At 65.0% G+C, this 13,831-nt stretch carries 11 protein-coding genes; 3 read left to right on the top strand and 8 right to left on the bottom strand.

All coding sequences use genetic code 11. The features are described 5' to 3' along the window. Positions 1–67: 67 nt before the first annotated feature. The 6 genes from AC13GI_RS19755 to AC13GI_RS19730 all read right to left on the bottom strand — a co-directional run bounded on the left by AC13GI_RS19755 (position 68) and on the right by AC13GI_RS19730 (position 6,742). Positions 68–1,111 (bottom strand): suppressor of fused domain protein, encoded by a 1,044-nt coding sequence (locus tag AC13GI_RS19755; protein WP_099819147.1) that lies wholly within the window; start codon positions 1,109–1,111, stop codon positions 68–70. Between the two features lie 46 nt (positions 1,112–1,157). Then, positions 1,158–1,661 (bottom strand): hypothetical protein, encoded by a 504-nt coding sequence (locus AC13GI_RS19750; protein ID WP_099819146.1) that lies wholly within the window; start codon positions 1,659–1,661, stop codon positions 1,158–1,160. Between the two features lie 192 nt (positions 1,662–1,853). After that, positions 1,854–3,734, bottom strand: a complete 1,881-nt coding sequence (prpE, locus tag AC13GI_RS19745) for a propionate--CoA ligase (protein WP_099819145.1) — start codon at positions 3,732–3,734, stop codon at positions 1,854–1,856. A gap of 632 nt (positions 3,735–4,366) precedes the next feature. Further along, entirely contained in the window at positions 4,367–4,981 is a 615-nt protein-coding gene (locus AC13GI_RS19740) for an RluA family pseudouridine synthase (protein WP_099819144.1), read from the bottom strand. Between the two features lie 159 nt (positions 4,982–5,140). Next, entirely contained in the window at positions 5,141–6,127 is a 987-nt protein-coding gene (locus tag AC13GI_RS19735) for a malate dehydrogenase (RefSeq protein ID WP_025879435.1), read from the bottom strand. Positions 6,128–6,250: 123 nt separating this feature from the next. Further along, on the bottom strand, positions 6,251–6,742 hold the full coding sequence (locus tag AC13GI_RS19730; protein WP_025879436.1) for a peptidylprolyl isomerase: 492 nt from the start codon (positions 6,740–6,742) through the stop codon (positions 6,251–6,253). A gap of 239 nt (positions 6,743–6,981) precedes the next feature. Here AC13GI_RS19730 and typA point away from each other — a divergent pair, with 239 nt between their 5' ends. The 3 genes from typA to AC13GI_RS19715 are packed head-to-tail and all read left to right on the top strand — an operon-like array spanning position 6,982 to position 10,972. Continuing rightward, positions 6,982–8,829, top strand: a complete 1,848-nt coding sequence (gene typA, locus AC13GI_RS19725) for a translational GTPase TypA (RefSeq protein WP_025879437.1) — start codon at positions 6,982–6,984, stop codon at positions 8,827–8,829. An 11-nt stretch (positions 8,830–8,840) separates the two neighbouring features. Then, entirely contained in the window at positions 8,841–9,308 is a 468-nt protein-coding gene (locus AC13GI_RS19720) for a DUF2127 domain-containing protein (RefSeq protein ID WP_025879438.1), read from the top strand. Positions 9,309–9,349: 41 nt separating this feature from the next. Continuing rightward, positions 9,350–10,972 carry an amidase gene (locus tag AC13GI_RS19715; protein WP_482997129.1) on the top strand — a complete coding sequence of 541 codons (1,623 nt, stop codon included), beginning with the start codon at positions 9,350–9,352 and terminating at the stop codon, positions 10,970–10,972. Positions 10,973–11,044: 72 nt separating this feature from the next. Here the strand turns inward: AC13GI_RS19715 and AC13GI_RS19710 are convergent, their stop codons facing one another. Both AC13GI_RS19710 and AC13GI_RS19705 read right to left on the bottom strand, forming a co-directional pair. Then, entirely contained in the window at positions 11,045–12,187 is a 1,143-nt protein-coding gene (locus tag AC13GI_RS19710; protein ID WP_180163698.1) for a mechanosensitive ion channel domain-containing protein, read from the bottom strand. A 242-nt stretch (positions 12,188–12,429) separates the two neighbouring features. Then, positions 12,430–13,781 (bottom strand): IS3 family transposase gene (locus tag AC13GI_RS19705; protein WP_482995612.1). Its coding sequence is split into 2 segments (ribosomal slippage): positions 12,430–13,334 and positions 13,334–13,781, totalling 1,353 coding nucleotides; the frame shifts between segments, so codons are not numbered across the junction. Positions 13,782–13,831 lie beyond the last annotated feature (50 nt).

Below are 13,831 nucleotides of genomic sequence, written 5' to 3'. Positions count from 1 at the left end.
CCGGGAGGCGGGGTCGGATCCATCTGCGCAGCAGGCGGCTCTGACCCCATCGGCTCCATCGGCGCGATCAGCCGATTTCGCGGATCACTTCGCCCTTCGCATCGCGCAGGAACGTTGGCACCACCTCAACCTGCAACGTGCTCGACACCGTGTAGGTTCCGCGCTGCGGCCTCACCTGATGCCAGGCCTGCAACGCCGCGTCGTCCAGTGCCCAGCGCACGTTGTCGCCCTCGACCGTGGCGGCGCCATCGGTGGCAGGCATGAACTCCCATTGCCGTTCGCGGCTGACCAGCGTCAGTGCCTTGCCGTGGCGCAGGCGCAGTGGCAGCAGTTCACCCACGCTGCCGACCTGCCCTGCCCCCAGCACCAGCGTGGTGATGCCCGCCGTCTGCCGCCAGTCCAGCGTCTCGATGAACAACATGCCGGTACTGGATCCCTCACGCTCGCTGCCGGCCTGCACCCGCGCGGCCAGCGCCGGATCGTCCAGCAGGTTGCCGCGATGCAGGTCGGTGATCCACAGCGGCATCGCTTCCTCAAGCACCTGCAGCACGCCGCGCGTGGACCAGCGCTTGATCGCGTCCATTTCCCCGTCGGTCAGCCCGACCACCTGCAGGAACTGCAGCTGTCCATTGGCGGTCTCGCGCGCGGGCAGCTGCGGATCGGCGACGAACGCCAGATGGCAAAGACGGGTGTCGGTCTCCAGCGCGATCGGGCCGTTGGCGTTGAGGTGATGCCCATCCTCGAACACATTGCCGCTGCTGAACACATAGCGCGCCAGATTCTGCAGCAGGTTCATCGGCCACGCCGGCGGCGTGCTCTCCGCATGCTCGCCCTTGTCCGCAGCCAGGCGAAACGTCAGCTCAAAGCCGTAGCCACTGGTGGCCGCATCGCTGCTCTCTTTTGCATACAGTTCGGACAGACCGTAGGTGACGTAATGCCAATGCGGAACTGGTGCTTGCACCCAGTACACGCTGATGCCGTCGAGCGGATCCTGGCCACCCAGCGTGTACGGCAGCGCGGTACCGAAGTGACGCGGTTCCTGGCCGGCGTACAGCGGCGCCAGCGCGGCATTGATCGCATCCCAACCGGGGGTGTCGGTGTCCTCCTGCATGCGGGGCTCCTGGGCGGAAAAAGAGCGGACCACTTTACCCCGTGCGTCAGCCGGGCACGACCTCGGCGGTGACCGCTGCCAGCGACACCTGGACCTCCTGCCACCAGCGCTGGGCCAGCGCCGGGCTGCGCGCCTTGCCGATCGCGGTGATCATTTCCGGGCACAGCCGCTCCAGGGTGACTGCGTCGGTGCAGCGCTCGATCTTCAACTGCATGAAGTAGCCTTTCAGGCCGAGATGGCGGCGCACGGCATCGCTCATCGCGTCGTACAGGTGCTGGTACAGCGCCGGATCCTGCTCGCGGCCGCTGCAGAGTCCGCGCTGCGGGGCAGGCTCGGCCCTGCCGCCGACCACTTCGATCAGGCCGAGTGCGGCCAATTGCTCCAGCGCATCCTGCGGTGCGCGCAGTCCTTCGAACAAGCCGCGCAGTTCGCTTTCATCGCGCTGACCGTCCACCATCAACAGGATCGAGCGCAGTGCCGCCGGCAGGCGCCGGGCACGGTCTTCGATCTCCTGGCGGCCAGCGGCCGTCTTGGCATGCAGCAGTGCCATAGCTCCCCCTTCCGTCGATGCGATACGCATGCGTGCCGTTGCGGGCACGCTCCCCGGGGCGAGCTTAGCGCACCGGTGGCGGCGAGGAAGCTGCGCTGCAGCACCACTGGATCTCTGTAGCGCCGAGCCCATGCCCGGCTGCGTGTGCCTGACCCGGGCAGCCGAGCATGGGCTCGGCGCTACAGGACCGGGTCAACGGCCCAGCGCGCGGCGAATCTCTTCCAGCGCACCCGGGTCGTCCAGCGTCGACAGATCGCCCGGATCGCGCTGCTCGGCCAATGCCTGCAGCGAACGCCGCAGCAGCTTGCCCGAACGGGTCTTGGGCAGGGCGTTGACCACGTGCACGTGCGCCGGCCGCGCCACCGCGCCCAGCGACGCGGTCACCGTGGCCATCATCTCGGCCACCACCGCCGCCGGGTCTTCGCCATCAAGGCCCTGCTTGAGCGTCACGAACACCAGCGGCACCTGCCCCTTCAGTTCGTCCTTCACTCCGATCACCGCGGCCTCGGCCACGCGCGGGTGACTGGAGATTGCCTCTTCGATCTCACGCGTGCCCAGGCGATGGCCAGCCACGTTGATCACATCGTCGGTGCGGCCCAGGATGAAGGTATAGCCATCGTCATCGCGGATGGCCCAGTCCAGCGAGCTGTACAGCAGTTCCTTGAAGTGGCTGAAGTAGCTCTGCAGGAAGCGGCTGTCGTCATTCCAGACCGTGCTCATGCAGCCCGGCGGCAACGGCGGCGTCATCACCAGCACACCCTTCTGCCCGGCCGCCACTTCTTCACCGGTGTTCTCGTCGATCACCTTCATCCGATAGCCGAGATTGGGGAAACCCGGCGAGCCGAAACGCACCGGTTTCATGTCCAGGCCTGGCAGCAGTGTCAGCGCCGGCCAGCCGGTTTCGGTCTGCCAGTAGTTGTCGATGATCGGCTTGCCCAGCGCGTCGCTGATCCAGTGCGCGGTCGGCTCGTCCAGCGGCTCGCCGGCCAGGAACAGATACTTCAACGCATCCAGGTCGTGCCGATGGATGAAATCGGCATCGTGCTTCTTCAGCACGCGGATCGCCGTCGGCGAAGAGAACATCGTGCGTACGTTGTACTGCTCGCACAGCGCCCACCAGATGCCCGGATCGGGGTTGGTCGGCAACCCTTCGTACAGCAGCGAGGTGCAGCCGCCGATCAGCGGGCCATATACGTTGTAGGAATGGCCCACGGCCCAGCCGACGTCGGAGGTGGAGAACATCACCTGCCCCGGCTTGCAGTCGAACACGGTCTGCATCGACTGCGCCATCGCCACCGCATAGCCACCGACATCGCGCTGCACGCCCTTCGGCTTGCCGGTGGTGCCGGAGGTGTACAGAAGGTAGCTGGGCTCGCTCGACTCCAGCCATTGCACCGGCACATCGGTCTGCCCGATCTGCGCACGCAGGCTGGCGTACTCGACATCACGCCCTTCGATGCGGGGCTCGGCCGGATCCAGCCCGCGCGACACGATCAGCACATGCGGCGGCGGATGGCTGGCTTCGGCGCAGGCAGCATCGACCATCGCCTTGTACGGAATGAGCTTGCCGCCACGCATGCCGGCATCGGCGGCGATCAGCAGCTTCGGCTTGGCATCGTCGATGCGCAGCGCGAGGTTGTGTGCGGCGAAGCCACCGAACACCACCGAGTGCACCGCACCGATACGTGCACAGGCAAGCATGGCGAACACGGCCTCGGCCATGTTCGGCATGTAGATCACCACGCGGTCGCCGTGGCCGACACCAAGGTGTTTCAGCACGGCGGCGAAGTCGTTCACTTCGCGATACAGCTGGCGATAGGTGACTTCGCGGGTGCTGTTGGTTTCGGTGGAGATGGCGACCAGTGCGAGCTGGTCCGGGCGGTCGGCCAGATGCCGGTCGACGGCGTTGTAGCAGAGATTGGTTTCGCCACCGACGAACCAGCGCCGGAACGGCGGGTTGCTGTAGTCGAGCACCTGTTGCGGCGGTTTGTGCCAATGGATGCGCTTGGCTTCCTCGCCCCAGAATGCCTCCGGCTCGTCGATCGAACGGCGGTAGGTTTCCTCGTAGTTCATGACGCAGCCCTCCCAGACAAAGTCATGGCTTCGAGCATAGTCCGGCGTTGGCGCGCGGGCCGCCCTACCTTGGTAGGGGGTGGGGTTTTCTGCAGGGCTTGCAGCCCTGCACCCGCAGAATCAACGTCAACGTCAACGTCAAAAGCTGGGCTACTGAGGGATGGCGGGGCGGGTCCGGTTGCGGGGGACGCCGTGAATACGTCCCTGTAGGCTCGGTCGCGCCATCCATGGCGCTCACGCCCCCGCAACCGGACCCACCCCGCCTCCGACAATTTCCCGCGGCTGTTGGGCTGCTGTTGGTAGCTGTCGACCTTGGTCGACACGTAGATCCACGCCATGCGTGGATGCTCCTCGTTCACTTATCGAAATATTCGATTTCGATGGATTTGATCCACGCAAAGCGTGGACAGACCATCCGTCACCGGAGATCTGTCGAAGGCGGGGCGGTGTGGGTTGCCAGGACCGTTGGCGCCATGGATGGCGCCAACGAGCCCCCATGGATGGGTTTACGGCGTGTCCTGCCAACCCACACCGGCCCGCCCAACAAGCAGAAAACCAGAGCTGCCTTGGCCTTTGACGTTGCTTCGGTTCGCAGCAGGTGCAGGGCGCAGCCCTGCCGATACACCTACTCTCTAGAACGGAGTCGCAGACTCGAACGCGAGCGCTTCGCCCGTCACCGGATGGGTGAACTGCAGCTTCCGCGCATGCAGGTGCACGCGCTGCGCCGCGTCCGCGCCGTACAGCACGTCGCCGACGATGGGATGACCGAGGCTGGCCATGTGCAGGCGCAACTGGTGGCTGCGGCCGGTGACCGGCTCCAGTTCAACACGCGTGCGTTGCGCCGCGACGTCACGCGCCAGCACGCGCCATCGGGTCAGTGCCGGCTTGCCGCGTTCGTGGTCGACCATCTGCCGCGGCCGGTTCGGCCAGTCGACGATCAGCGGCAGGTCCACTTCACCCGCATCACCTTCAAGCAGCCCCTGCACGATGGCTTCGTAGCGCTTGCCCACCTCGCGCTTCTCGAACTGCATCGACAGCGCCACCTGCATGTCCTTGCCGCGCGCGTGCAGCAGCAGGCCGGAGGTGACCTGGTCCAGGCGATGCACGGTCAGCGCATCGGCATACACGGCCTGCAACCGCGCGACCACGCAGTCCTGGTTCTCCGCCGAGCGGCCGGGCACGGACAGCAGGCCGGCAGGCTTCTCAGCCACCAGCAGCGCCTCGTCGATGTAATGCAGATGGATCATCGGTTTCCTTGCCCCTCAAACGAAAACGGGGAAGCCGAAGCTTCCCCGTTTTCTGCGTACCGACCAACGGTCGGTACCTACCTCGCTGGAAAAGCACCAACAACGGTTGGTACCTACCGCGATGGAAGACGTGCCGGCAAGCTGCCGGCACCGACCGCATCAGCCCAGCAGGTGGGCGACGCCGGCGCGCTCTTCTTCCAGTTCGGCCAGGGTCTTGTCGATGTACTTCTGGCTGAAGTCGTCGACCGGCAGATCCTTGACCAGGGTGTACTCGCCGTTCTCGGTGGTGACCGCAAAGCCGAAGATCACGCCTTCCGGGATGCCGTAGGAACCGTCGGACGGCACGCCCATGGTGACCCACTTGCCGTTGCTGCCCAGCACCCAGTCGCGCACGTGGTCGATCGCTGCGTTGGCGGCCGAAGCAGCCGAGGACGAGCCACGGGCTTCGATGATCGCCGCGCCGCGCTTGCCGACGGTCGGGATGAAGGTGTTGGCGTTCCACTCCTGGTCGTTGATCGCATCGGCGATCGACGCACCATCGGCGGTGGCGAAACGGTAGTCCGGGTACATGGTCGGGCTGTGGTTGCCCCACACCACCAGCTTCTCCATGCCGGCGACCGGCTTGCCGAGCTTGGTCGACAGCTGGCTCAGCGCACGGTTGTGGTCCAGGCGCAGCATGGCGGTGAAGTTGCGCGGGTTCAGGTCCGGCGCCGACTTCATGGCGATGTAGGCGTTGGTGTTGGCCGGGTTGCCGACCACCAGCACCTTCACGTCACGCTTGGCGACCTTGTTCAGCGCCGCGCCCTGGGCGGTGAAGATCTTTGCGTTTTCCAGCAGCAGATCCTTGCGCTCCATGCCCGGGCCGCGCGGACGCGCGCCGACCAGCAGGGCGATGTCGGCGTCCTTGAAGGCGACTTCAGCGTCGTCGGTGCCGACCATGCCGGCCAGCAGCGGGAACGCGCAGTCTTCCAGTTCCATCATCACGCCCTTCAGGGCGGCCTGGGCCTTGTCGACCGGCAGCTCCAGCAGCTGCAGGATGACCGGCTGGTCCTTGCCCAGCATTTCACCGGAGGCGATACGGAACAGCAGGGCGTAGCCGATCTGGCCGGCGGCGCCGGTCACGGCAACACGAACAGGTGCTTTCATGGGGATTTCCTCTGCTAAGAAGCTAAGTAGCGTTGTAGAAGATGGCCGCGCGGGCGGGGATGGCCTGGCGGGGCGGCCGCAACATGGAAACGGCCCCCTCTGCAGGGGGCCGTCGGGGGCGGATCAGGCGGCGAGGATCTTGTTCCACTCACCCACGCGCTCAGCCTGGGCGGCGAGCACGGCGTCGGTGTCGCCTTCCAGCGTGATCGAATGGATCACGTCGCCCTGCTTGACCGAATCAACGATCGCCTGGCCTTCCAGGACCTGGCCGAACACGGTGTGCTTGCCGTCCAGCCAGTCGGTCTTGATGTGGGTGATGAAGAACTGGCTGCCATTGGTGTTCGGGCCGGCGTTGGCCATCGACAGCGAGCCGATCTGGTGCTTCACACCATTCTTCTCGTCTTCGAACTTGTAGCCCGGGCCGCCGGTGCCACGACCCTGCGGGCAGCCGCCCTGGATCATGAAATCGGGGATCACGCGGTGGAAGATCAGGCCGTCATAGAAGCCGCGCTTGACCAGGTTCACGAAGTTGGCGACCGTCAGCGGCGCCTTGTCGGCGAACAGCTCGACCTTGATCGGGCCCTGGGTGGTGTCGAAAGTGGCGATGAGGGACATGCAGATCCTTGGGATGCGGGGTGTGTAATCAGCCCCATAAGGATACACCTCCCCCGTGGCATGGGCGGCTTCGACCATCGGCGCAGGCAGGGTCTTCAGCCCGCGGACGGGCAGCGCCGGGACCCAGGCTGAATGGGGGCCTCGACTGGTCTGAAATCCAGGTTTTCGCCAATCGTCAAGTTCGACGTATAATGTTGGACTTCTTTTTCCAAATCCGGCGCCGACTGGCCCCCTTTCGTATGTCCATCGAAAATCTTCGCAACATCGCCATCGTCGCCCACGTCGACCATGGCAAGACCACCCTGGTCGACCAGCTGCTGAAGCAGTCCGGCACCCTGTCCGAGCGTACCGTCCTCGCCGAGCGCGTGATGGACAGCAACGACCAGGAAAAGGAACGCGGCATCACCATCCTGGCCAAGAACACGGCCATCACCTGGGAAGACAAGAAGACCGGTATCAAGAACCGGATCAACATCGTCGACACCCCCGGACACGCCGACTTCGGCGGCGAGGTCGAGCGCGTGCTGTCGATGGTCGACACCGTGCTGATCCTGGTCGACGCGATGGACGGCCCGATGCCGCAGACCCGCTTCGTCACCCAGAAGGCCTTCGCGATGGGCTTCAAGCCGATCGTCGTGGTCAACAAGGTCGACCGTCCGGGCTCGCGTCCGGAGTGGGTGATCGACCAGGTCTTCGACCTGTTCGACAAGCTCGGCGCCACCAATGAGCAGCTCGACTTCCCGATCGTCTACGCCTCGGCCCTGAACGGCTACGCCGGCCTGGAAGACACCGTGCGCGACGGCGACATGACCCCGCTGTACGAAGCGATCATGCAGCACGCACCGAAGCCGGAAGTGGACCCGGAAGGTCCGTTCCAGATGCGCATCAGCCAGCTGGACTACAACAACTTCGTGGGCGTGATCGGCATCGGCCGCATCCAGCGCGGCACCCTGAAGAAGAACATGCAGGTCGCGGTGATCGACCGTGAAGGCAAGAAGCGCAACGGCAAGGTCGCGCAGGTGCTGGGCTTCCTGGGCCTGGAGCGCATCGAGCAGGACACCGCCGAAGCCGGTGACATCGTGGCCATCTCCGGTATTCCGGAACTGACCATCTCCGACACCCTGTGCCACCCGGAAACCCCGGAAGCGCTGCCGGCACTGACCGTCGACGAGCCGACCATCTCGATGACCTTCCAGGTCAACAACTCGCCGTTCGCCGGCAACAAGGACCTGTCCGGTGGCAAGTTCCTGACCAGCCGCCAGATCAAGGACCGTCTGGACCGCGAGCAGGTCCACAACGTGGCCCTGAAGGTCGAACAGCTGGAAGACGCCGACAAGTTCCTGGTCTCCGGCCGTGGCGAACTGCACCTGTCGGTGCTGATCGAGAACATGCGTCGCGAAGGCTACGAGCTGGCCGTGTCGCGCCCGGAAGTGATCATCAAGCAGATCGACGGCCAGGCCATGGAGCCGATCGAGCAGCTGGTGGTGGACATCGAAGAAGTCCACCAGGGCGGCGTGATGGAAAAGCTGGGCACCCGCAAGGGCCAGCTGAAGAACATGGAATCGGACGGCAAGGGCCGTGTGCGCCTGGAATACCAGATCCCGGCCCGTGGCCTGATCGGCTTCCAGAACGAGTTCAAGACCCTCACCCAGGGTTCGGGCCTGCTGTTCCACGTGTTCGACCATTACGGCCCGAAGGAACAGGGCGCCATCGCCAAGCGCATCAACGGTGTGATGATCGCCAATGCCCCGGGCACCACCCCGGCGTACTCGCTGGGCCCGCTGCAGGAACGCGGCAAGCTGTTCGCTGCTGAAGGCGACAACGTGTATGAAGGTCAGCTGGTCGGCATCCACTCCAAGGACAACGACCTGACCGTCAACGCGATCAAGACCAAGCCGCTGACCAACATGCGCGCTTCGGGCAAGGACGATGCGATCCAGCTGACCCCGGCGATCAAGTACTCGCTGGAACAGGCCCTGGACTTCATCGAAGACGACGAGCTGGTCGAGATCACCCCGAAGGAGATCCGTCTGCGCAAGAAGTTCCTGACCGAAAGCGACCGCAAGAAGAACTCGCGCGGCGGCTGATCCAGCGAACCGTGAGCCAGAACGGCTACAACCCGGATCCGCATCGGCATCCGGGCCTCCATGTCATCGCCTTGCTTGAAGCGAGCAAGGCGATGCTGGCGTTGTTGGCGGCTACCGGACTGGAAATCCTCGGTCCGCAGCCGCTCCGCGACGGCGTCAATGCCCTGATCCGGCGTTTCAGCCTGGACCCGGATCACGGCACCCTGCCCTCGCTGTTGAATGCCATCAGTCCCGACGCGGTGCACCTGGCCGCGGCGGCGATGATCGGCTACGGCCTGCTGCACCTGGTCGAAGCCTGGGGTCTGTGGAAAGCCAAGGCATGGGCCTCCTGGCTGGGCTGCCTGACCGCCTCCATCTACCTGCCCTTCGATATCTACGCGATCGTCCGCCATCCCGGCTGGGCCTCGTGGACGGTGCTGGCGATCAACCTGATCGTTGTCTACGTACTGGCGCGCGACCTGCGCAAGCGCCGCCGCTGAGCAGCCGCTACACTGGGGATCGGAGCCGTCGAAGCTGCCCCATGCGCCTGTCCTTGCCGCCCCTCCTGTCCTTCCTGATCGCCGCGTTGCCTGCGGGGCTCGCTGCTGGCTGCAGCCCGGCCGCGTCCACCGCGCATGCCGGTGAACCCGGCAACAGCACCATGCCCTTCCCCTACGCCGAGACCGAAGTTTCCGACCTGCAGGCGCGGATGGTCGCCGGTGAGCTCGACAGCGTCACCCTGACCGGCGCCTACCTCAAGCGCATCGCCGCCCTGGACCGCACTGGGCCACGCCTGCGCGCGGTGATCGAACTCAACCCCGATGCCCTGAAGGAAGCCGCCGAGCGTGATCGCGAGCGCCGTAACGGCCGCCTGCGCGGACCGCTGCATGGCATCCCGATCCTGCTGAAGGACAACATCAACGCCGCGCCAATGGCCACCAGTGCCGGCTCGCTCGCCCTGCAGGGCTTCCGCCCCGACGATGCCTACCTGGTCCGGCGCCTGCGCGAAGCGGGCGCGGTGGTGCTGGGCAAGACCAACCTCAGCGAGTGGGCCAACTTCCGCGGCAACGACTCCATCTCCGGCTGGAGCGCGCGCGGCGGCCAGACCCGCAATCCCTACCGCCTCAGTCATTCGCCCTGCGGTTCCAGCAGCGGCAGCGCGGTGGCCGTGGCCGCCAACCTGGCCAGCGTGGCGATCGGCACCGAGACCGATGGCAGCATCGTCTGCCCGGCGGCGATCAACGGCGTGGTCGGTCTGAAGCCGACCGTCGGCCTGGTCAGCCGCGAAGGCATCATCCCGATCTCCTTCAGCCAGGACACCGCCGGCCCGATGACCCGCAGCGTCGCCGACGCCGCCGCCGTGCTGACCGCCATCGCCGGCCGCGATGACGCCGATCCCGCCACCGCGACCATGCCTGGCCGCGCGGTCTACGACTACACCGCACGACTGGATCCGCAGGGCCTGCGCGGCAAGCGCATCGGCCTGCTGCAGACACCATTGCTGAAATATCGAGGGATGCCACCGCTGATTGAGCAGGCGGTCGCCGAGCTGCGCCGCGCCGGCGCCGTGGTGGTGCCGGTTGAACTGCCCAACCAGGGCGCCTGGGCCGATGCCGAGCGCATCGTCCTGCTGTACGAATTCAAGGCGGGCCTGGAGCGTTACCTCAACACCTACCACGCGCCACTGCGCAGCCTGGCCGGGCTGATCGCCTTCAACGAGGCACACAAGGGCCAGGAGCTGGGCCTGTTCGGCCAGGAGCTGCTGCAGGAGGCCCAGGCAACCCCTGGCCTGGGCGATCCCGTCTACATCCGCGCGCGCAGCGATGCGCGGCGACTGGCGGGCCCGGAAGGCATCGACGCCGTGCTGGCATCGCAGAAGCTCGACGCGCTGGTCGCACCGACGACCGGCGTGGCCTGGCCCCTGCGCAGCACCGGCGATGACTTCCCCGGCGAGAGCTACAGTGTCGCCGCCGTCGCCGGCTACCCCAGCCTGAGCGTGCCGATGGGCCAGATCGATGGCCTGCCTGCGGGGCTGCTGTTCATGGGCACGGCCTGGAGCGAACCGAAGTTGATCGAGATGGCCTACGCCTATGAGCAGCGCACGCGCGCCCGGCGTCCGCCGCGCTTCGATACCGACACCCTGATCGAATCCGGCGATCCGTGATCGTGTTTCTGTAGAGCCGAGCCCACGCTCGGCTTCACCGGAAAATCGAAAGCAGCCGGGCATGGCCCGGCGCTACCGTTCTGGATCCGGCTCCACCGGCGCGATCGCTGCCTCACCGTCCTCCGCACCGGGTGAACGCACATCGGCGCTGCCTGCACGACGCATCCGCGGCATGTCCAGCTCATCGTCCCGCTGCAGCCGCGCGCGCACCTGCGGCAGCGATTGCGGATGCTCGCGCGCGAGGAAATCCAGCATGCGCTCGCGCACCAGGCAGCGCAGGTCGAACGCATCACCGGAACTGCGCGCACTGACCAGCAGACGAACCTGGATCGCGCGCTCGCTGGTCTCGGTCACCTGGGTCACGCACACCCGGCCGTCCCACAGCGGCTGGCCCTGGCAGATGCGTTCCAGCTCGGCGCGTATTGCCGCGATCGGCGCGCGGTAGTCCAGCCACAGGAAGGCCGTACCCAGCAGGTCGGCACTGCGTCGCGTCCAGTTCTGGAAGGGATGCTCGATGAACCATGTCAGCGGCACCACCATCCGCCGCTCATCCCAGATCCGCACCACCACATAGCTGCTGCCGATTTCCTCGACACGCCCCCACTCGCCCTCGACGATCACCACGTCATCGAGCCGGATCGGCTGTGTCACCGCGATCTGCAGGCCGGCGATCAGATTGCCGAACACCGGTTTGGCAGCGATACCCGCCACCAGGCCGATCAGGCCCGCAGAAGCCAGCAGCGCCGTGCCGATCTTCTGCACCATCGGGAAGGTCAGCAGTACCAACGAAGCACCGAGCACGATGATGCCGCCCATCAGCACGCGGCTGAGCACCCGCGTCTGGGTCTGGATGCGGCGCGCTTCGAGGTTGTCCGAGACATCAATCGGATGACTGCGCAGGATCGCGCGTTCGCCCGCAGCAACGCCGCGTACCAGCAGCCAGATGAAGCACGCGGTCAAGCCGATGTGCAGCACGCGCAGCAGTTGATCGAGCGCGTGTTCCGGCAGTGGCGTGGATTGCAACGCGGGAATCAGCAGCAGCAACGGCCATGCGGTGGCCATCGGCAGCCCGAGCACACGACCGATGCGCGCGCGGCGACGATCACGTCCTTTCAGCCGATGATAGATCCACAGGATCAACCACGCGCCGATGCCACCCACCAACACTGCCAATCCCAACGGCCATGCATAGGCCTGTGCGCTTTCCCAGTGCACCGTTGCCACCTCCACTCGAACACCAAGCGGACAGCCTCGCGCATAGCGCATGAGCGTCACGTCAGTCGTTCGTAAGGAGGGTGTTGGTCGGCAGGGCTTGCAGCCCTGCACCTGCTGCAAGCTGGAGCAACAACAACGGCCGAAGCAGAAGCGGATTTCCTGCGGGATGGCGGGGTGGGTCCGGTTGCGGGAGACGCCGTAAACCCATCCCTGAAGTGACCCCCGAGAGTTGGACGGTGGGGTCAAACGGCCGCTTGGGCCTGTTTCCGGTACTGTACCGGGCTCAGGCCCTTCAATTTCAATCTGATGCGCTCTTGGTTGTAGTACTTGATGTAATCCACGAGCCCAGCCTCCAGACTCTCGATGCTGTCAAAGCTGTTCAGGTAGAAAAATTCTGACTTCAGCGTCCCGAAAAAGCTTTCCATTGCCGCATTGTCCAGGCAGTTGCCACGCCGGGACATGCTTTGCTTCAACGAGTGCTTTTCCAGCATGTGCCGGTAGTTTTCATGCTGGTACTGCCAGCCCTGGTCGGAGTGGATCATGGGGCGCTCATCCGGGGAGAGCTTGTTGATGGCTTCGTCCAGCATCTGACCTACCAGATCGAACACGGGCTGACGCTTGATCTGATAAGCCACGATTTCGCCGTTGTAGAGGTCCATGATCGGCGACAGGTAGAGCTTCATCCCTTGCACCTTGAACTCGGTGACGTCGGTCACCCACTTCTGGTTGGGCCGCTCGGCATGGAACTGGCGATTGAGGTCATTGCCAACCACAACATTGGCTGCCCCTTTGAAAGATCGGTAGCGCTTCACGCGGACCCGTGATTTCAGGCCCATCTCTCCCATCAGACGCTGTACCCGCTTGTGATTGGTCCGATGGCCCTGATTGGCCAATTCCAGCGTCACCGTGCGATAGCCATAGCGCCCTTGGCTTTGATCGTAGATTGCACGGATGCGCTCGCACAGATCTGCCTCGTCCTGATCCGGATGGGCCAGGACATGGTTCTGGTAATAGAAAGTACTGCGCGACAGCTCTGCCGCTTCGAGCAGAAGCGACAGCGTATGAACCTGCCTCAATCCTTGGATGGCTTGCGCTTTGCGTCCTGCGCCGCCTGCTCTTCCCGGATCAAGGCATCGAGTTTTTTTAGGTAGTCGGTCTCCGCACGCAGATAGGCGACTTCCTTGAGCAGCTCATCGCGGCTCATATCCTCAGGTGGTTTGGACGAACGGGTCTTTTTCATCGGCTTTCGGGGCGGCAGCGGCGGCGGTGCCAACGCTTGGGCACCGCCCTGAGCATACAGGCGCCGCCACTGCCCCACTGCGCCGGCATCGCCAATCTGAAAGTAGGTGGTGGCCTCACGCCCGGACATGCCGTCCCGGCTCATCTTCTCCAGAACAGCCAGCTTGAACGCGAGGTCATAGGACCGGGTCTGGCGGTGAAACCCGCGCCAACCGTGCAGCCGATACGTAGCCACCCAGCGTCTGACCGTGGAGAACTCCAAACCGTGGTGTCGGGCGATGGCTTTGACCGACGTGGAGGTCTTGCAGGCTTCTTTGGCGACCTGCAGTTTGAATCGAGCTTCGTACCTGTTCATGTATCCCTCGGGGTTGGATCTGGCGTCCAACTCCCGGGGGTCACTTCACC

Source organism: Stenotrophomonas sp. 82F1, assembly GCF_056861525.1.
The sequence above is the reverse complement of the archived record's forward strand: the minus strand, read 5'-3'. Positions and strand labels throughout refer to the sequence as shown.